15 protein-coding genes and 1 pseudogene are annotated in these 18,658 nt (G+C 32.6%); 10 read left to right on the forward strand and 6 right to left on the reverse strand.

The features are described 5' to 3' along the window. Positions 1–173 precede the first annotated feature (173 nt). The 3 genes and pseudogenes from N5E64_RS03920 to N5E64_RS03930 all read left to right on the forward strand — a co-directional run bounded on the left by N5E64_RS03920 (position 174) and on the right by N5E64_RS03930 (position 2,148). Positions 174–746, forward strand: coding sequence for a YceI family protein (locus tag N5E64_RS03920; RefSeq protein WP_280035836.1), 573 nt, complete (start codon positions 174–176; stop codon positions 744–746). 27 nt (positions 747–773) lie between these two features. Next, positions 774–1,591: pseudogene (gene ygiD / locus N5E64_RS03925) on the forward strand (4,5-DOPA dioxygenase extradiol). 38 nt (positions 1,592–1,629) lie between these two features. Further along, positions 1,630–2,148, forward strand: coding sequence for a YceI family protein (locus tag N5E64_RS03930; RefSeq protein ID WP_125350085.1), 519 nt, complete (start codon positions 1,630–1,632; stop codon positions 2,146–2,148). A 53-nt stretch (positions 2,149–2,201) separates the two neighbouring features. On the opposite strand, the gene N5E64_RS03935 is transcribed toward N5E64_RS03930, so the two are convergent. Together N5E64_RS03935 and N5E64_RS03940 are read right to left on the reverse strand one after the other, a co-directional pair. After that, entirely contained in the window at positions 2,202–3,665 is a 1,464-nt protein-coding gene (locus N5E64_RS03935) for a sodium:alanine symporter family protein (RefSeq protein ID WP_125349461.1), read from the reverse strand. Between the two features lie 230 nt (positions 3,666–3,895). Beyond that, a complete protein-coding gene (locus N5E64_RS03940) occupies positions 3,896–6,238 on the reverse strand; it encodes an ATP-dependent helicase (protein ID WP_038331678.1) in 2,343 nt (780 codons plus the stop codon). A gap of 195 nt (positions 6,239–6,433) precedes the next feature. Between N5E64_RS03940 and N5E64_RS03945 the strand changes: the two genes are divergently transcribed. Continuing rightward, positions 6,434–6,886, forward strand: a complete 453-nt coding sequence (locus tag N5E64_RS03945) for a Fur family transcriptional regulator (RefSeq protein ID WP_038331681.1) — start codon at positions 6,434–6,436, stop codon at positions 6,884–6,886. Between the two features lie 61 nt (positions 6,887–6,947). Here the strand turns inward: N5E64_RS03945 and N5E64_RS03950 are convergent, their stop codons facing one another. Then, the gene (locus tag N5E64_RS03950) at positions 6,948–7,868 is read right to left on the reverse strand and encodes a Dyp-type peroxidase (protein ID WP_280035843.1); all 921 of its coding nucleotides are present in this window, start codon (positions 7,866–7,868) and stop codon (positions 6,948–6,950) included. 244 nt (positions 7,869–8,112) lie between these two features. Between N5E64_RS03950 and N5E64_RS03955 the strand changes: the two genes are divergently transcribed. The 6 genes from N5E64_RS03955 to N5E64_RS03980 all read left to right on the forward strand — a co-directional run bounded on the left by N5E64_RS03955 (position 8,113) and on the right by N5E64_RS03980 (position 13,513). Then, positions 8,113–9,786: an OstA-like protein gene (locus N5E64_RS03955; RefSeq protein ID WP_280035845.1), complete on the forward strand. Its 1,674-nt coding sequence runs from the start codon at positions 8,113–8,115 to the stop codon at positions 9,784–9,786. A 39-nt stretch (positions 9,787–9,825) separates the two neighbouring features. Further along, positions 9,826–10,377 carry a hypothetical protein gene (locus N5E64_RS03960; RefSeq protein WP_280035847.1) on the forward strand — a complete coding sequence of 184 codons (552 nt, stop codon included), beginning with the start codon at positions 9,826–9,828 and terminating at the stop codon, positions 10,375–10,377. Position 10,378: 1 nt separating this feature from the next. Next, the gene (locus N5E64_RS03965) at positions 10,379–11,566 is read left to right on the forward strand and encodes an aspartate aminotransferase family protein (protein WP_125349464.1); all 1,188 of its coding nucleotides are present in this window, start codon (positions 10,379–10,381) and stop codon (positions 11,564–11,566) included. Positions 11,567–11,624: 58 nt separating this feature from the next. Further along, complete coding sequence (locus tag N5E64_RS03970) at positions 11,625–12,086, forward strand: hypothetical protein (RefSeq protein ID WP_280035849.1); 462 nt, start codon at positions 11,625–11,627, stop codon at positions 12,084–12,086. A gap of 11 nt (positions 12,087–12,097) precedes the next feature. Then, positions 12,098–12,958, forward strand: a complete 861-nt coding sequence (locus tag N5E64_RS03975) for a glycerophosphodiester phosphodiesterase family protein (RefSeq protein WP_280035851.1) — start codon at positions 12,098–12,100, stop codon at positions 12,956–12,958. Positions 12,959–13,252: 294 nt separating this feature from the next. Then, positions 13,253–13,513, forward strand: coding sequence for a helix-turn-helix domain-containing protein (locus N5E64_RS03980; protein WP_125349469.1), 261 nt, complete (start codon positions 13,253–13,255; stop codon positions 13,511–13,513). Between the two features lie 79 nt (positions 13,514–13,592). Here the strand turns inward: N5E64_RS03980 and N5E64_RS03985 are convergent, their stop codons facing one another. From N5E64_RS03985 to N5E64_RS03995, 3 genes are all read right to left on the reverse strand, one after another. Next, a complete protein-coding gene (locus N5E64_RS03985; RefSeq protein ID WP_125349470.1) occupies positions 13,593–14,234 on the reverse strand; it encodes a DUF6266 family protein in 642 nt (213 codons plus the stop codon). Between the two features lie 461 nt (positions 14,235–14,695). Then, the gene (locus N5E64_RS03990; RefSeq protein WP_280035854.1) at positions 14,696–15,745 is read right to left on the reverse strand and encodes a phytase; all 1,050 of its coding nucleotides are present in this window, start codon (positions 15,743–15,745) and stop codon (positions 14,696–14,698) included. Between the two features lie 6 nt (positions 15,746–15,751). Then, complete coding sequence (locus tag N5E64_RS03995) at positions 15,752–18,550, reverse strand: TonB-dependent receptor (RefSeq protein ID WP_280035856.1); 2,799 nt, start codon at positions 18,548–18,550, stop codon at positions 15,752–15,754. Positions 18,551–18,658 lie beyond the last annotated feature (108 nt).

Consider the following 18,658-nt stretch of genomic DNA (forward strand, 5'->3'; position numbering starts at 1 on the left):
GAATTCAAAATCTTTACTTTTTGGAATATTAATTGATACAATCTGATTGTTTTTTAGTTGAAAAAATCAAGTTTTTTAATTTCTTATCTTATGTCAATGAAATCTCATTGAGGTCTGAGCTAAATTTGTCCTATCAAAATAATTAATTAAAAACAATCAAATAATCATTCGTTATGAAAAAATTATTATTCACGTTAATGTTATCAGCAGCTTCAATGTCTGCATTCGCTCAAAATTATACAAATGATAAAGCACACTCAAAATTAGGTTTTTCTGTTTCGCACATGACAATTTCTGATGTTGAAGGACAATTCCAAAATTTTGATGTTCATTTAAACTTTACAAAAGAAGATTTAAGCGATGCAAAATTTCATGTAGTTGCAGATATCAACTCTATCAATACAGGAGTTGAAGCACGTGATAATCATTTGAAATCAGCAGATTTTTTCAATGCAGCAAAAAATTCAAAATTAGAATTCTCTTCAAAAGGAATCACACGTGTTAAAGGAAATCAATTTAAAATGATTGGTGATTTAACATTAAACGGAGTAACTAAACCAGTTGCGTTAAAATTAGTTTACAACGGAAGTATCAATAATAACGGAGTTAAAACGTACGGATTTACAGTAAAAGGAAATGTAAAAAGAAGTGATTTTAACATCGGTGGTAATTTCCCAGAAGCTGTTGTAGGTGATGTTGTTACATTAACATCAAACTTAGAATTTTCAGCTTCAAAAGCTAAATAATAATAAATAAAATATATTATAAAAATCGTGGATTTCAATACGTTAAAATCAATTACTTCAAGTTTTTCTACAACTGATAAAATGCCAGTTTTATTTTTAGGACATGGCTCTCCGATGAACGCAATCGAAGAAAATATTTTTGTAGAAGGATGGAAGAAGATTGGAAAAACAATCCCAAAACCAAATGCGATTATTTGTATTTCGGCACATTGGGAAACGAAGGGATTAAAGTTACGGCTTTAGAACAACCCAAAACGATTCACGATTTTTATGGTTTTCCGCAAGCTTTATTCGATGTTGAATATCCAGCGCCAGGAAGTCCAGAATTAGCAACAGAGGTCAAAAATTTAATTAAAACAACAGAGGTTGATTTAGACAAAATGTGGGGATTTGACCACGGCTCTTGGAGTGTGATTAAATTTTTGTATCCAGAAGCAGATGTTCCGATGATAGAACTGAGTTTGGATGTTTATAAAACGCCAAAAGAGCATTACGAATTAGCGAAGGAATTAGACGCTTTGCGTAGTAAAGGGATATTAATAGTAGGAAGTGGGAATGTTGTACACAATTTGAGAGCATTAAATTGGAGCGAGCCAAATGCTGGTTATGATTGGGCTTATGAAGTGAATGATACATTCAAGAATATTGTTCAAACAGGTAATCACGACGAATTGTTCAATTTTGTACAAAAAGGTAGCGCATTTAATCTCGCCGTACCATCTATGGAACATTATTTGCCAGCTATTTACGCATTAGCATTACAAGGAAAAGAAGAGGAGCTAACACTTTTTAATGATAAACTAATTTATGGATCATTAGGAATGTTATCATTCAAAATAGGATAAATAAAATCAATTTAAATAACAAATAAAAACAAAACATTATGGCAACAAAATGGAATTTAGACCCTTCTCATTCAGAAGTCCAATTTAAAGTAAAACACATGGTAATTTCTACAGTAACAGGAAATTTTGATCATTTCAATGCTGATGTAGAAGCTAATTCAGATGATTTTTCTGATGCAAAATTTGAATTTGATGCAAAAGTAGATTCAATCAATACAAAAAATGCAGATCGTGATGGACATTTAAAATCAGCTGATTTCTTTGCTGCTGAGCAATTTCCAGAAATGAAATTTGAAAGTACTTCAGGTATTCAAAACGGAAAAATTAATGGAACTTTAGAAATTCGTGGTGAAAAACAGCCAATTACATTAAATGCAGATTTTGGTGGAGTTATCACTGATCCATGGGGATTACAAAGAGCTGGATTCGAATTTTCAGGAGAAATCAACCGTAAAGATTACGGATTAGGATGGAGCCAAGTAACAGAAGCTGGAGGATTAGTGGTTTCTGATAAAGTAAAATTATTGGTGAATTTAGAGTTTACTCAAGCCCAATAATCATAATTTTTAATAGCAAAAAAACCACTTCAAACGAAGTGGTTTTTTTTGTGTTATTTATTTTTGTTCTCCCAAAAAGTAGCATTTTTAATTCCGATTTCTGTAGGATTAAAATCAGGATTTTTAATTCCTTTTTTACGTTTGTCTTTATAATCTTTCCAGACCTTAAGCCCAACTCCGCTTAATAATAAAATAGCAATAACATTTACCCAAGCCATCAGACCAACACCAATATCTCCAATTGCCCAAGCAGTTTCAGCAGTTTTGATTGTTCCGTAATACGTAGCACCTAAAAAACAAATACGTAAAATCCATACATATACTTTTCTATTTCCTTTCTTGAAAATGTATGTAATATTCGTTTCAGCATAATAGTAATAAGCCATAATCGTTGTAAAAGCAAAGAAAAACAAAGCAATTGCAACAAAACTATTTCCGAATGAAGGAAAATGACTTGAAACAGCTGCTTGCGTAAAACCTGTATAATCTACTCCAGGAAGATTTTGAGTAATGAAACTTCCCGCTTTTTCTGGGTGATTCACATTGTATTTTCCTGTAAATAAAATCATAAAAGCAGTTGCAGTACATACAAATAATGTATCGATGTAAACAGAAAAAGCTTGTACCAAACCTTGTTGTGCAGGATGGTTTACTTCCGCAGCCGCAGCCGCATGAGGAGCAGTTCCTTGACCAGCTTCGTTAGAATAAATTCCACGTTTTATTCCCCAAGCAATTGCAGATCCAAAAACACCACTATAAAGTGATTCTTGATTGAAAGCTGATGAAAAAATTAATCGTAAAACTGATGGAACTTGATGGATATTCATTCCAATAATAATGATTGCCATTAAGATGTAAGCGCCTGCCATAAAAGGAACGATAAATTCAGAAGCTTGTCCCAAACGTTTTACACCTCCAAAAATAATCAAGGCTAATAATCCAATAATGACGAATCCTACAATGTTGATTGGAATTCCTACAAAATTATAAATAGGAATATCAAACGCGTTATTCAAAGCAGATGAAATACTATTCGACTGAACGCCTGGTAATAATAATCCACAACTCATAATTGTAATGATTGCAAACAAAACCGCGTACCATTTGATTCCTAAACCTTTTTCGATGTAGTATGAAGGACCTCCACGATATTCTCCATCGATTTCTTGCTTGTAGACCTGTCCTAATGCAGATTCTATGAATGCAGATGCACTTCCTAAAAATGCGATAAACCACATCCAAAAAATTGCTCCAGGGCCTCCCATTGCGATTGCAGTTGCAACACCAACAATGTTTCCAGTTCCGACACGACCAGAAATTGCTAAAGAAAAAGCTTGGAAAGGTGTGATTCCTTTGTCCGATTTTTCGCCACTAAATAGCAAGCGAACCATGTCTTTTATGTAGACTATTTGTAAAAATCCGGTGCGAATAGAGAAGTAAATTCCTGTTAAAGCGCAAAGTCCAATCAAGGCATATGACCAGACGTAGTTACTTATTAGATTGATGATATCATCCATTTGAGTAAAAAATTTTGTTCTTGTGTTTATTTGTGGTGCTAAAATGCTAAAAAAATCTTAATTATAAGATTTAATCTGTTTATTTATTCGAAAAAATAAATACAAGCAAGAATTTTATTCTAAATTTTGAAGATATCTTATTTAAACCTTTAGTTTGATAAAAGGTATGTAATTAGTTAAATATAAATAAAAAAGGTTACAAATTACTGTAACCTTTTTCTGTTTTTTTATTATGATCGAATGATTTTTAGTTTTGCAAAATTTAAGAGTAATTTTTTTTCTCCTGCATTATCAAAATGAATAATTGCTTTCATATCTGATGGTTCTCCTTGCAAATCTTTCACAATTCCTCGTCCAAAACGATCGTGAACAACAACTTGACCAACTTGCAAACCTTGTGCATTTGCTGTTGATGAAGCGTTACTTTTTGTTTGATTTAGTGGTTTGAAATTTGACCTTGGTTGAGCTGGTTCTACACGAGCTCTTGGATTTGGTCTTGCAACTGATTTTTCTCGTTGTTGATAGTTTTGTGGTGTTGGTTCATCTCCAAATAAATCAGCCGATAATCCACTATTATTAGAAGCTCTTGCAGAAATATTCAGATTTTTCCATTCTAAGAAACTATCATCAATTTCTTCTAAGAAACGAGAAGGTTCACAATCGATAATTTTTCCCCAACGAAAACGTGAAACAGAATAGGTCATATAAGCCACTTTCTCAGCGCGTGTTAAGGCAACATAAAATAAGCGACGTTCTTCTTCTAATTCAGCGCGCGTGTTAACACTCATCATAGAAGGGAAAAGATTTTCTTCTAAACCTGCAATAAATACAACAGGGAATTCTAAACCTTTTGCTAAGTGGACCGTCATCAAATTGACCTTATTATCGTCATCTTCTTCGTTATCCGCATCAGTTGCTAAAGCAATATTTTCTAAGAAACCTCCTAAAGAAGCATCTCCTTCGTCTAATTGTTGTTGTTCTTCGACATAACCTTGGATCGAATTTAACAACTCTTGAACGTTCTCTAAGCGAGAAACACCTTCTGGTGTAGAATCTTCTTTCAACGCATTCAACAATTGTGTTGTTTTAGCCATTTCCATTGTTACTTCATATACATCATGTGATTTTAGCATCACTTGGAAACGCTTAATCATCAACACAAAATCATTCAATTTGTTTGATGTTCCTGCATTTATTCCAATGGTTGGAGCATACATCGCAATATTTTCAATCAAAGAAAATAAACTAATTTGATGTTGATCTGCCGCAACCAAAAGTTTTGAAATAGTCGTTTGACCAATTCCACGTGCCGGATAATTGATTGTTCGCAATAAAGCTTCTTCATCATTTTGATTAATCAATAATCGCATATAACCAACCATATCCTTAATCTCTTTGCGTTGATAGAAAGATGTTCCGCCATAAACACGGTACTGAATTCCTCTTTTTCTCAAGGCTTCTTCTAATGCTCGAGATTGAGCATTTGTACGATAAAGAATAGCAAAATCTTTTGGTTGAAGATGTTCATTTATCTGTCTTTCCCATATCTGCGTTGCAATATAACGCGCTTCATCAGCATCAGAAAGTCCACGATAAACGGCTATTTTTTCACCAGTTTCATTCGCAGTCCAAACATTTTTTTCTAATTGATCTTGATTTTGTTTGATAATCTGATTCGCAGCTTCCACAATCATTTGCGTCGAACGGTAATTTTGTTCCAATGGATACAATTTCGCATCAGGATAATCGGATTTGAATGATAAAATATTTCGAATATTTGCACCACGGAAAGCATAAATAGATTGCGCATCATCACCAACTACACATAGGTTTTCGTAACGAGAAGCCAATGCTTTTACAATCAAATATTGAGAATGATTGGTATCTTGGTACTCATCTACCATAATGTATTTGAAACGTTCTTGATATTTTGCTAAAACCTCAGGAAAACGCGTCAAAATTTCGTTGGTACGTAACAATAAATCATCAAAATCCATTGCGCCAGATTTGAAACAACGATCTACATAAGCTCTGTAAATATCACCCATTCGAGGGCGCATTGCTTCATTATCTGCTTCAATTAAAGCTTGATTATTGTGATAAGCTCTAACTGTAATCAAGTTATTTTTGTATTGAGAAATACGTCCCAAAACTTGTTTTGCTTTGTAAATATCTTTATCTAAATGCATTTCGTTAATAATCTTTGTCATTACAGAAACTGCATCTTGTTGATCGTAAATTGTAAAATCTGATGGATAACCTAAAAGCGGAGCTTCAACACGTAGAATACGCGCAAAAACAGAGTGGAAGGTTCCCATCCAAAGTGCTTTTGCATTCGCTTCACCAACCACATGTCCGATACGTTCTTTCATTTCTCGGGCAGCTTTATTGGTAAATGTTAAAGACAATATATTGAAAGCATCAACTCCTTTATTTAGTAAATGAGCAATGCGATAAGTTAACACTCTCGTCTTTCCAGAACCCGCACCCGCAATTACCATTACTGGACCTTCGGTAGCTTCTACAGCCAAACGCTGTGGTTCGTTCAGTTTTTCTAAATAATTTTCTTCCATCGTGTGCAAAGTTAACCTTTGTGGTGTAAAGGATAAAATAATTTTGAAAGATTATACGTTTTCTTATATAGATATATTGTTAATTATACGTTGTTATAAAGATTTACTATCAAGAGATAGAAAAAACGTACGAATTGAAAGTTGTTTCGTTACATTGATAAGGAAATATTCTGTATATTTACACAAATTTTTTATATGACAGACGAATCAGTAAAATCAAGTAATTACGAAATAGTAAAGCAAGTGTTTACGAATTTTTTGGAAGACAATGGACATCGTAAGACACCTGAACGTTATGCTATTTTAGAGGAAATTTATTTTACAGATGATCATTTTGATATTGATATGTTGTATATCAAAATGAAAAATAAGAAATACCGCGTTAGTCGTGCTACTTTATACAATACTATCGAGCTTTTGATGGAAGCAAAATTGGTGCGTAAACATCAGTTTGGAGATCAACAAGCGCATTACGAAAAATCATATTTCGACAAAAATCATGACCATATTATTTTGTCTGATACAGGAGAAGTATTGGAGTTTTGTGATCCAAGAATCCAATCTATCAAACAAACGATAGAAGATATTTTTGATATCAAAATTGATAATCATTCATTATATTTTTACGGAACTCGTAAGAATAAATAACCTTGATTTTATAAAATCAAAAGACCTTTTACGATTTCGTAAAAGGTCTTTTTTGTTATTTTTAATTAGAAAATTGATCTAACAAATCAAAAGAAGGAACAAAAAATAAAGTTCCAGTTTTAGCTTTACTAAAATCTAATATTCGATCATAGTTTCCGATAGGTTCACCAACAAACATGCGTTCTAACATTTCTTCTACAATGCTAAACTTTCTAGCATAAGCAATAAAATAGGTTCCCATTTCATTTGTCGACATATTTCCAAAAGGCATATTATCGCGAACAATTTTTTTGTCATCTCCAACATTTGCTAATGCAGAATGTGAATTCGAGGGTTTTTCATCGTCATTCATTTCAATATCATCAACTTTAGATCTTCCAATTACTTTTTCTTGTTCAGAAATTGGTAAATCTTTCCAAGCTTGCATATCATGAATGTATTTTTGCACAAATAAATAACTTCCATTTGTATAAGCAGAATCTTCATTGCCAATCAAACCAAAATTTATTCTTTCGTTACCTTGTGGATTTTCAGTTCCATCAACAAAACCTAAAATACTACGACCATCCCAATATCTAAAACCATGAATTTCTTCTTGACAAGTAGCAACATCATTCAATAAATCAGTCAAATTAGAAACAATATCAACGCAATAGCTTTGTTGCGTAGAGCGGATATGAAAATGAATATCGCCTTTTGTAGAAACGGCTTCATGCTTTTCTCCTTTAATGGCAACAAAAGGTTTTAATTCTTTCGGCAAAGGTTTTGGTAAATTTAATTTTATCCAAGCATCGTGACTAATTCCTAAAATAACGCTCGATTGCGTTTTCGGAAAACGTGTATTGGCTGAATGATTGAGATTGATAATTAAAGCGCAAAGCTTTTTGAAAGCATCTTTGTAAGTCGTATTCTCCTTGAAATTCCAAACCATAAAAATAGTATTGGTATTTGGACTATCTAATACATTTTGATATTGAGGCATTTAATAGATTTATAAAATTGAATATGAAGTTAAGAATTTTAAAATTGAATTTTATGAATAATAGTTATTTTTTTAATCAAATTAAGACTTAAAAATCTATCATATTGATTAAAACATTATGAAAATTTTAAGTATTCAAGCACGTTTTAACGTAATAATTAATTTTTAGGACTAAAAAAATAATACTAATTTTGGCTAACACTTTTTTGAAGTGAAATAGAGATTAAATAAAAACATTAAGTAATTGTTAATTAATTATATAAATAAAAATAAAACAGGTTTGAAAGTTGCTTTTTTACTTTCATGTTTTATGACGATAAGTGCTTTTGCGCAACAGAAACCTAAAAAAGAAAAAGTTAATCTAAGGCATGCTGATTTAGTAGAACATGATCCGAAACGTTTTGAGGGAAATGATTTTTTATCAGGAAATGTTGTAATCGAATATAAAGGTGATGTAATTTCGGCTGATAGTGCGGTTTTGTATCGTGATAAAAACTTGGCTGTTGTTTGGTCGAATGCACGTTTGGTGAGCAAAGACAAAACAATTACGGCGCATAAAATGGAGTATGACGGAAACACAACAATTGCAAAAGCTTTCAAAGATGTGGTGTTGACTGATCCAAGTTCTCGTATTACGGCAGATTATATGGATTATAATCGTACAACCGAGATTGCGACTGGTATTGGGAAAGTAGAAGTGAAGACACCTACGCAACAAATAAGTTCTGAGAAAATGATTTACGAACGATTGACAGGAAATATTATTGTAAATGATACTTACAAAACAATTGGTTCTGATGGAACTTTAGTCGAAGGACGAAATGTTGTGTATAATGTAAAGTCTAAATCGGCAAATTTTGGTTCAGAAGTTTTTATTACGAATAAAGATTATACGATTTATTCGAGAAAAATGACGACGAATGATATTACGGGAATTACAACTTTCCGCGATTATTCTAAAATTACACGTCGAAATGATCCATCACAATATATCATTACTTCGGATGGAGATTTTAATAAAAAAACAGGTGAAGCTTGGTTAAGAGGAAATTCAAAAGTTTATTATCAAAACAAAACGTTGACGGCTAAAAAACTTTATTTCAACGATAAAACAGGTTTTGGTAAAGGTGAAGGCGATGTTTTTTTGGATGATCCATTAGAAAAAAGATTTTTGAAAGGTGATTACGGAGAAGCTTTTAAATACTTAGATTCGGCTTTTGTAACGAAGAACGCGTATGCTGTGAAAGCGTTTGATAAAGATTCGCTTTACATAAGTGCTGATACTTTGTTGGCGGTAAAACGTCACGATGTTGATTCGACTTCATTGGTGAAAGCTTTTCATAAAGCGCGTTTTTACAAATCGAATGCGAATGGAAAAGCAGATTCTTTGGTGTACAATCAAACTAAAGGATTGATGCAATTTTACAAAGATCCAATTTTATTTTCTGGTGATAACCAAGTTACAGGAGATTATATCGAAGCGTATACAAATGCGAAAACAGAAAAATTAGACTCGATGAAAGTGTTTAATAATGCTTTTGTGATTGCTAAAGTGGATTCGCTTGTGGAAAATGAATATCATCAAATCAAAGGAAAATATTTAACTGTTCTTTTTCAGGATGATAAAATTGATTTTATAAATGTAGAAGAAAATGCTGTTGCGTTGACGTACATGGATGATACGGATCAAAAAACGAAAGTGAAAGAACGTTATGGAGTTAATATTTCTTATTGCGGAATTATAGAAGTTGATGTTGTAGGAAAAGATGTTGAATTGGTTGCATGTCGCATAAAATCGGACGGAAAAATGTATCCATTGTCTAAATTTCCTGAAGAAATGCGTTATTTACCCGATTTTAAATGGCGAATTTCTGAGCGATTAAATACTTGGCGAGATATTTTTATCGAATCGAAATAATCTTTTCATAAATTAATCGTTTAATTTCTAAAACTATAAATGAAAACTACATCTATCATATTATCTATTCTATTATTATCAAGTTGTTATACATACAAAGCTTTTGATCCTGAGGAATATGCTTTGGAAATGTCTAAAGGCAATAATCAGACGGCTAACTCTAATGAAAGAAGTCGTTCCAGAGCTGATATTGTTGAATTGAGAAGAGAACGCAAAAGTCCTAATGAAAATGCAATTAGTTCATCTCTTTCAGAAAGTAAAGAAGAATTAGCTGCATTAAAAGCTAAAAAACAAGAGAATAAAGAAGAGAAAGTAGTGATAGATCCTTCTACAATTAAAATTTCGGATGTTATCAAACCCGATCAATTTTATAAAGTAGATGCGCAAGGAAAAGAATATACAATAGAGGCAAAGCAATGGAAAGCTGATACCTTATATGCTGTTGTAAAAGGAACAGAAAAAGAATTGAAGTTTCATAAAAATGATATTTCATCGTTCAAAATAAGAAAATTTTCGAAAGGTAAATCAGATGCTCTTACTGTTGCAGCGTATGCAATGGGCGGTGCAGCTGTGCTTTTTTTATTAAAATAAAATGGGAACATTAAAAGAAGGATTTTTCAAATATCAGGCGCAAACAACAAATTTTGCATCTGGTTTTGAAGTCGATTACGCAAAGGGCTCTTATATCTATGGAAAGGATGGAAGAGCCTATCTTGATTTTGTGGCTGGCGTTTCGGTGAATACACTTGGACATAGCCATCCGCGTATCAATCAAGCGATTATAGATCAGGTAAACAAATATATGCATGTCGCTGTTTATGGTGAATATGCGCAAGAAAAACCAGTCGAATTATGCAAGCGATTGGTTGATTTAACACCAGAAGGATTGGATCAAGTTTATTTGGTGAATTCTGGAACAGAAGCGATTGAAGCTTCGCTTAAATTAGCGAAACGTTTTACAGGTCGTCGTCAATTGATTTCTTTTCGTAATGCCTATCATGGGAACACACATGGTTCATTAAGTGTTTCGGGTGATGAACGTAAGAAAGCTGCTTTCCGACCATTGTTACCAGAAGTTTATTTCATCGATTTTAATAACGAAGAAGATTTACAAAAAATTACCAAAGAAACGGCTGGTGTTATTGTAGAAAGTATTCGTGGTGCTTCTGGTTTTAGATTACCAGAAAATGATTTCTTTATCAAGTTGAAAAAGTGTTGCGAAGAAGTTGGTGCATTATTGATTATGGACGAAATTCAGCCAGGATTTGGACGTACAGGGAAATTGTTTGGTTTCGAGCATTTTGGAGTTGTACCAGATATTGTGGCAATGGGAAAAGGCATGGCGAGCGGTTTGCCTGTTGGTGCGTTTATGACTTCTGATAAAATTATGAGTTCGTTGAAACAAAATCCTCAATTGGGACATATTACGACTTTCGGAGGAAATCCTGTGATTGCAGCTGCAGCTTTAGAATTACTAAATGTTATAGAAGATGAGAAATTAATGGATGATATTGATCGTAAAGAACAATTATTCAGAGAAAATCTTCAGCATCCAAAAATTAAGAAAATTCACGGAAAAGGTTTGATGTTAGCTCCTGAGTTATCATCGCCAGAATATACGTTGCGCGTTCAGCAAGAATGTATGAATAGAGGCTTGATTCTTTTCTTTTTAATGTATAGCATCGAGAATTTACGAATTACACCGCCAATTAATATTTCGGATGAAGATATTATAAAAGGTTGTGATATCTTAAAATCTGTATTAGACGATTTAGATTAAATTTTAATAAACAAAAAAGAGAATCATAATTGATTCTCTTTTTGTTTAACTCTTTCACATGAATGGAGATTTTGTGAATTCGAATGATTTGGCTTATATCTATGATCCAAATAGTGCTTCAACACCAGATTATTTAAAGAAAGGAATTCAGGCAATTTTAGATAATCCAGAAGTAGAAAAACATACAAAAGATTATATCCGCAAAAGTTTTGGAAAAATAGCAGAAAGAAATGGAGGTATTAATGGGTTTGCTGGAACGTTTGATTTGCGTTTAACAAAGAAGTTCAATATTATCGAGAAACATAAATTTGAAGTTGGCTTAGATATTTTCAATGTTGCAAACTTATTAAGTAAAGATTGGGGCGTTGGTCCACGTATCGGAAAGCAAAATATTTATTCAATCAAAAGTTTTGATGCAACAGAGAAACATTTTGTTTACAACGTAAATACCAATACAGGAAAAACAAATTATGCATTTAGTCCATATCAAATTCAGATAGGATTTAGATATAGTTTTTAATCATCATTTTCATGAAAAAAATAATTAGTTTATTGAGTGTTTTAGCTACAGTTACTGTGGCTAATGCTCAATTGTACACGGTTGATATTAAGAATTTTGATGAGTTGAAATCCTATTTCAAACAAGATCAAAATAAACCTATTATAATTTCGGGGCATAGAGGAGGAATGATGCCTGGTTATCCAGAAAATAGTATTGAGGCTTTCGAGAAAACCTTATCGATTATGCCTTCTTTTTTCGAAATTGATCCTCAACTTACAAAAGATTCTGTTCTTATCTTGATGCACGATGATACCTTGAATCGTACGACAAATATGCAAGGAAAGGTAAAAGATTATACCTATGCTGAAATAAAACATGCGAAATTAAAAGATAGGGAAGGAAAGTTGACTGATTTTAAAATTCCGACACTAAAAGAAGCTTTGGATTGGAGTCAAGGAAAAACTATTTTTCAATTGGATAATAAAGGTGTTCCGTATGCAACTTATGTGAAATTTCTGAAAGAAAATCCTTATCCTAATGTAGTTTTAGGTTTGCGAAAAGATGATGAGGTTGCTTATTATGCAAAACATCTTGAGTATGTAATGTTTATGAAACCTTTTCATTCGATGAAAGATGTTGAAAGTTTTGAGAAACTAAATGTTTCGTATGATAGAATGATTGCTTGGATTGGTTTGGAAGTGAAAGAAGAACAAAAAGAAATGATAGCTTATTTGCGTAAAAAAGGTGTTATGGTGATGATTGCCATTGCGCCTTCTACGGATAAATTGCCAACCGATATAGAAAGGGCAAGGGGTTATATTCAGCATTTAATTTCTCGACCAGATATTATTGAAACAGATTATCCTTCGCAATTCATTAACTACAAGTAATTTTATTAAAATATTTAGCAGAATACATCCTATTTGTTTCGAATAGGATTTTTTTTTGGTTAACTAAATTTATTTCAGTTGTGCATTTTTCATGTAAAAAGATTCTTTTCATTTTGTGATTTTAGAGTCTTGGATGATTACAGCCTTATTATCTTCTTGAGAGGCTATTTTCTTCATTTATACAACAAGCTTTGTGAGTTAAATGCTTAATATATGGTATTATATTTTATTTATTTGTAAATTAGTCATTATTAAATAATTACCAATGTGTATTGTTTTTATAAAAGCTGTAGTATGAAGGAAACAGAATTTACATTTTTGGAACTTCAGCAAATCTATGCGGAGTTTGTAGAACGTTATAGTACAAAGGATTTTAAATTGACTAAAGATGAGTTGATGACGGATCAAGAGGTTGCTGAATTGTTTGGTATATCTGAAAAGACTCTGGATAGGTGTCGCAAAAAAGGTGAGATTAAGTTTTTTAGATTAGGTTCTAAGAACTACTATTTGAGGAGTTTATTGTTTTTGGATATTTTGAAGAGGTATAATGATTGACAATTTTATGTGGGTCATTTAACTTTAATATTCCTAAGGCTAAATATGATTAGATTATTTTAGCCTTAGGAATATGTTTTTAAGTACTAATGGCACCTAAATAAACTGAGTTTGACACTTGGTCTTCTGTTTGTGAACGGAAGGCAATCCAAAAGTGTAGGGTTTTACCTATTTGAAAGTTGGATAGGCTTAAAGTGTAAGTTTCGTTCATTCGTTCTGTTGCATTTTCAATAAAAAATGTATTGTTTTCGTTTTCTACTGCTACTAATATTTGCAACATATCTGTAGCTGTGTCTGATGTGGGTGAAGCATTGTTCTGCCAGTTTATCTCGACCATTGCGGCTGATACTAAAGTAATAGATAATGGAATGGCGGCTAATAATGCACCTTTGGAGAAACAAATATTTTGGTAATTTGGTGTTATAGTGGCTGTTGAATAGTCTATTACAAGGTTTGTTGTGATGTTGGTAAACGCTTGATTGTAAGAAGATCGCATGCCTGTACGATAACCATAGTGTTTGCAAGCATAGGCTCTGTATGAGGTCATAAAGTCTATGGCAAGTTTCATTCTTTGCTGAACGAGTAATTGTTTTTCTGATGGTGCTTTGGTTCTTTTTTTAGGTCTGATTCTTGAAATCTCGTGACCATTTACATTTGCTACAACTATACGCCCTGTGCGTCCTGAAGAGCCTGCTAAAAGTGAATCATAAATTTTTCCCATTGTTTTATTTTTTTAGGGGTTATTATGCTAAAGTTCAGCAATATATATTGACAAAAATTCTATTTTCTTAAAATTTCTCTAATTGTCAGGTTTTTTCCTTATTTTTCTTTCTTTTTCCTTGGTTATCTGTTTTTGTCTTTTCTATTAATTGATTATCAATTGATTATAAGTTATGTACTGTTTTTATGTGTTTGTTTTTTCGATGATTCTTCGATAGTTCTTCGATGGTTTTATATCTATTCTATATTTGTTCTTCGATGTTTGTTCGATGTTTGTTCGATGAAGTGGAGTAGAAGTTTTTATGTAGAAAATATGTAGAAAATTTTCATAAAGTTTGTTTTGATTGGCTTTGTTTACAAAAAAATATAAGTGCAAATGATGTTATATTGACAAAAAAGGTGCTGCTATATAACTAAAAAAACCGAGCTATGAGCTCGGATTTTTTATGTGTGAATGTATAATTATTTTGCTTGTTTATCAATTTCGTTTTGAATTATTTGCCAATCATAGATTTGGAATGTTTTTCCATTGCTCATAGCAACAAAGAAACCTTTTGGGAATTTAGTTCCAAAATTGAAGTTTATAGCATCAGCTCCGTCACATTCGATAGTAGAAACTGGGATTTTAGCAATCAATTTGTGTTCATTCGGATTTGAAGCTTCACCTTGTCGTTTGTATACATTAAAATAATTTGCTTGTTGATCCGAAATTAAGATATAGCCATCTGTTGCATTGGTTTTATAAATTGCAATTCCTTCGTGGTCGCGTTTAAAATCTTTTTGCCCAAAAAATGCAATTTCTTCGTTTCCTTTTTCTGGATCAGCATAATATTTTCTAATTCCTGCTGTTTCGTCAGCGTAATAAATAAAGCCTAATTCTTCATCAACAGCAATGGCTTCAATCTCTTTGTTACCCGAATAATTTCCAAATTTACGCACCAAAGTAGCTTCTATTTTTCCATTCTTGTTTTCTAATGCATATTGATGTAGATATTCGCCACTTACACCATCTTTACGACCAACGATTGCATAAAACTTGTTGTTTTTGCTTTTGTATAGCGCAATTCCCATTGGGTCGCGTAATTTTTCGTCTTTGAAAACTTCGATTCCGCCATCGTCAATCAATTTAAAATCTGGAAGCGAAACAATTCTAATTTTATTGTTTGCACGTTCGGTAAGTACTGCAATGTCAACGTTTTTTCCATTCAGAGGAAAACCGTACATAACATCTACATTATTTGGACGATTAAGTGGAACGATTTGGTTTACGATTTTACCATTCAAATCATAGGCATATAAACCGCCCGTTTCTTCTTGTTTGTCTGTTCCAATAATAAGTGATTTTTCAGGATTCTGATAATTGATCCAAATTGCAGGATCATCAGTGTCATTTGGTGTTTGCTCTGTTGTAACAGTTGGTTTTACTGCATTTGTAGGAACTGGAGCCAGTTTAGAGGATTCACAAGAAAATAGAATAGTGAATAGTGATAATGTGATGAATATTTTTTTCATAATTGTTTAGAAATCAAACTTTAGACCTAAAGTAAAACGTGGTTGATAATATTCGAGTTGCATTGTTTGACTCGAAACTCCTTGGTAGTAACGTAAAGGTTGATTTGTTAAATTGTTTGCTTCTGCAAAAATTCGTAATTGCTTCGAGAATTTATACGACGCATTTGCATCTAAAAATAATTGTTTGTCATAGTAACTATCCTCGAAAGCATTTCCACCAATCTCGTCTAAATAAGCGGCAGTATAATTAACCGAAACACGTGCAGAAAACTTTTTGTTCTCGAATGCTAACGAACCATTGAACATGTGTGGAGCTGTTTTAGGTAAATCAAGATCTTTTCTCAAATCACCATCTTCATTGGTAATTCCTTTCGCTTTTGAATCGGTGTATGTATAGTTAAGATAAATTCCCAAATGTTTGAAAAATTCGCCTGGAATAAAATCTAATTGACGCTGAAATGCTACCTCAAATCCGAAAACATTCACGTGATCTCCATTTCTAGCTTGTGTCATTTTCCAATTTTCTCCAGCAGGAACTGGGTTTGCTATGTCAGGAAAAAGCGTTTGGAAATCATTTGTTGTAAATGTATTGTTTTTGTAGGTATAGATGAAATCGTTTAATTTTTTGTAGAAAAATCCTCCCGAAACAATTCCGATATTTTCGAAATAGTTTTCAACCATCAAATCATAATTCATGGCATAGGTCGCTTTCAGATTTGGGTTACCTGCAAAAAGCTCTGCATCTTCTTTCAAAACACTTACAAAAGGCGCTAAACTGTAATAATTTGGTCGTGCAATACTTGTTGTGAAAGCTGCTCTCAGAATAAAATCATTTGTAAATTTATGTTTCAAAGAAAGACTTGGTAAAACATTGGTATAATCGTTTTTGTGCTTGATTTCTCCAATTAAATCTTCTTCATCTTGTACATAATTCCCTGTATAATCTATTGAAGTATTTTCGATACGAACACCAACGATCAAAGATGTTTTAGATGATAAATCTTGATCCCAACGAATGTATCCTGCCGAAATATATTCTTTCGCTTTATAGTTAGAGGCTAGATATTCAGAAGGTTCTAAGTTAGATTCGAATAGATTTGTATTGTTTAAATCTAAATTTCCTAATTGATGATTTGAATAGAAATATCCAGCTTGGTATTTTTTACCAGCATTGAAACGATTGCTTGACCAATTTACAGGATTTTGAGTACTCAAATTTCCCATTCCATCTATGCTTTCGTATGAATAGAAAATATTTTCGCGCTCTTTGTCTTTCAATCGAAGGCGACCACCAAAGCGTAAGCGTCCTTTCTGATTTGGAATAAGACTTAAGGGAACTCTGAAATTAAGCTTTGCACCAAATTCTGTTTCATCTGTATAATCGTGTTGTTCTGATAATGAACCAACTTTGAATTTGGTCAAATCTTCTGTAGAAGTTGTTGTTACATTCGGATATTTTGCATCAGATAAATCTTCATTAAACGTAACACCTTTTGCACGATAATCAATGTAGCGCTCATTTGGTCTGTCTTCGCTCGCTTTTGAGTAAGAAACAGCCCAATCCATATCGATTTTTGGTGATAATAAATGCTCTCCTCGTAACGAAACATTGTAAACACGTTGATCTTCTAAACGCGTATTTTTATTGCGGTTATTATCAATTCCACCTTTTGTTTGGCGACGTATATTTCCTTTGTAAGTTCCTGTTTTTTCATCAAATTCTAAATCGCGATAAGTTACTCTATAACGATTTTCTCGGTCGTCACGCCAATTGTAAATAGCAGAAAGATCTATTCTATTGTTTTCATTAAACTGATAATCTGCTGAAAAAGATGCACTTCTTCTTACACGTTGAATGTCATATTTACGAATCTGAAATTGTGACAAATAGGTTTTATTTTCATCTTTGTCCCAAACAGCTTCGATATTATCTGAACCAAAATTTTGAACCTGATAACTTCCTGAAACAACTACACCTAATTTCTTGTTGAAGAATCTATTTCCATATAAAAAAGCCGAATTGTACAAGCCTTTTTCGCGAATTGGTGCATAACCACCAGAAGCCGTTATAGAAATACGCTCTTTGTTTGGAACAGCACGCGTAATCAGATTTACAGCTCCACCAATTGCGTCTGCATCCATATCTGGTGTCAAAGTTTTGTTCACTTCGATAGATGAAATCATTTCCGCAGGAATCAAATCCATTTGTACATTTCGGTTATCACCTTCGGCAGATGGAATACGATCTCCATTTAACATGACCGAATTTAATTCGGGTGATAAACCTCTAATGATAATGTTTCTGGCTTCACCTTGATCGTTTTGCATTGTAACTCCAGTGACACGTTTTAACGCATCTCCGATGTTAGAATCGGGAAAACGACCAACTTGATCTGAAGAAATAATATTGGTAATATTTCCGTTATTTTTTTGTTGATTCAATGCTTTTGCTTGCCCTTTTAAATAATCTCCAACTATAACAACTTCATTTAGTTCATTGTAACCTGCGTTTAGAGAAAAATCAATAACGGCTGTTTTATTTTCGGTAACTTCTATTTGTTTTGAAATGGTTTCGTATCCCAAATAATCAATATAAATGGTATAAATACCAGGCGTAAGATTTAGAAATTGATAATTACCATTTTGGTCAGATACAGTATATTTATTCGAATTCTCTATGCGAATTGTAGCTCCTGGTAACGAAAATTGATCGTTAGAATCTATAACTTTTCCTGAGATAACGCCGCTTTGAGCCAAAACGAATGGACCTAGAATGAATAAGGAGAGTTTTAAAAGATGTTTCATTAGAAATTAATTTCGTCAAAAATACATTTGCTATATATCCTAATTGTTAAATATTTATTAAGAAATATTTAACAATTATAAAATTACTTCAATGATTAGTATGTAATT

Source organism: Empedobacter sp. GD03739 (genome assembly GCF_029843245.1).
Classification (GTDB): domain Bacteria; phylum Bacteroidota; class Bacteroidia; order Flavobacteriales; family Weeksellaceae; genus Empedobacter; species Empedobacter falsenii_B.

Excerpts from the sequence above, each read along its gene's own strand:
- N5E64_RS03920 (WP_280035836.1), top strand. The coding sequence starts at position 174 with ATGAAAAAATTATTATTCACGTTAATGTTATCAGCAGCTTCAATGTCT.
- N5E64_RS03930 (WP_125350085.1), top strand. The coding sequence starts at position 1,630 with ATGGCAACAAAATGGAATTTAGACCCTTCTCATTCAGAAGTCCAATTT.
- N5E64_RS03935 (WP_125349461.1), bottom strand. The coding sequence starts at position 3,665 with ATGGATGATATCATCAATCTAATAAGTAACTACGTCTGGTCATATGCC.
- N5E64_RS03940 (WP_038331678.1), bottom strand. The coding sequence starts at position 6,238 with ATGGAAGAAAATTATTTAGAAAAACTGAACGAACCACAGCGTTTGGCT.
- N5E64_RS03945 (WP_038331681.1), top strand. The coding sequence starts at position 6,434 with ATGACAGACGAATCAGTAAAATCAAGTAATTACGAAATAGTAAAGCAA.
- N5E64_RS03950 (WP_280035843.1), bottom strand. The coding sequence starts at position 7,868 with ATGCCTCAATATCAAAATGTATTAGATAGTCCAAATACCAATACTATT.
- N5E64_RS03960 (WP_280035847.1), top strand. The coding sequence starts at position 9,826 with ATGAAAACTACATCTATCATATTATCTATTCTATTATTATCAAGTTGT.
- N5E64_RS03965 (WP_125349464.1), top strand. The coding sequence starts at position 10,379 with ATGGGAACATTAAAAGAAGGATTTTTCAAATATCAGGCGCAAACAACA.
- N5E64_RS03970 (WP_280035849.1), top strand. The coding sequence starts at position 11,625 with ATGAATGGAGATTTTGTGAATTCGAATGATTTGGCTTATATCTATGAT.
- N5E64_RS03975 (WP_280035851.1), top strand. The coding sequence starts at position 12,098 with ATGAAAAAAATAATTAGTTTATTGAGTGTTTTAGCTACAGTTACTGTG.
- N5E64_RS03980 (WP_125349469.1), top strand. The coding sequence starts at position 13,253 with ATGAAGGAAACAGAATTTACATTTTTGGAACTTCAGCAAATCTATGCG.
- N5E64_RS03985 (WP_125349470.1), bottom strand. The coding sequence starts at position 14,234 with ATGGGAAAAATTTATGATTCACTTTTAGCAGGCTCTTCAGGACGCACA.
- N5E64_RS03990 (WP_280035854.1), bottom strand. The coding sequence starts at position 15,745 with ATGAAAAAAATATTCATCACATTATCACTATTCACTATTCTATTTTCT.
- N5E64_RS03995 (WP_280035856.1), bottom strand. The coding sequence starts at position 18,550 with ATGAAACATCTTTTAAAACTCTCCTTATTCATTCTAGGTCCATTCGTT.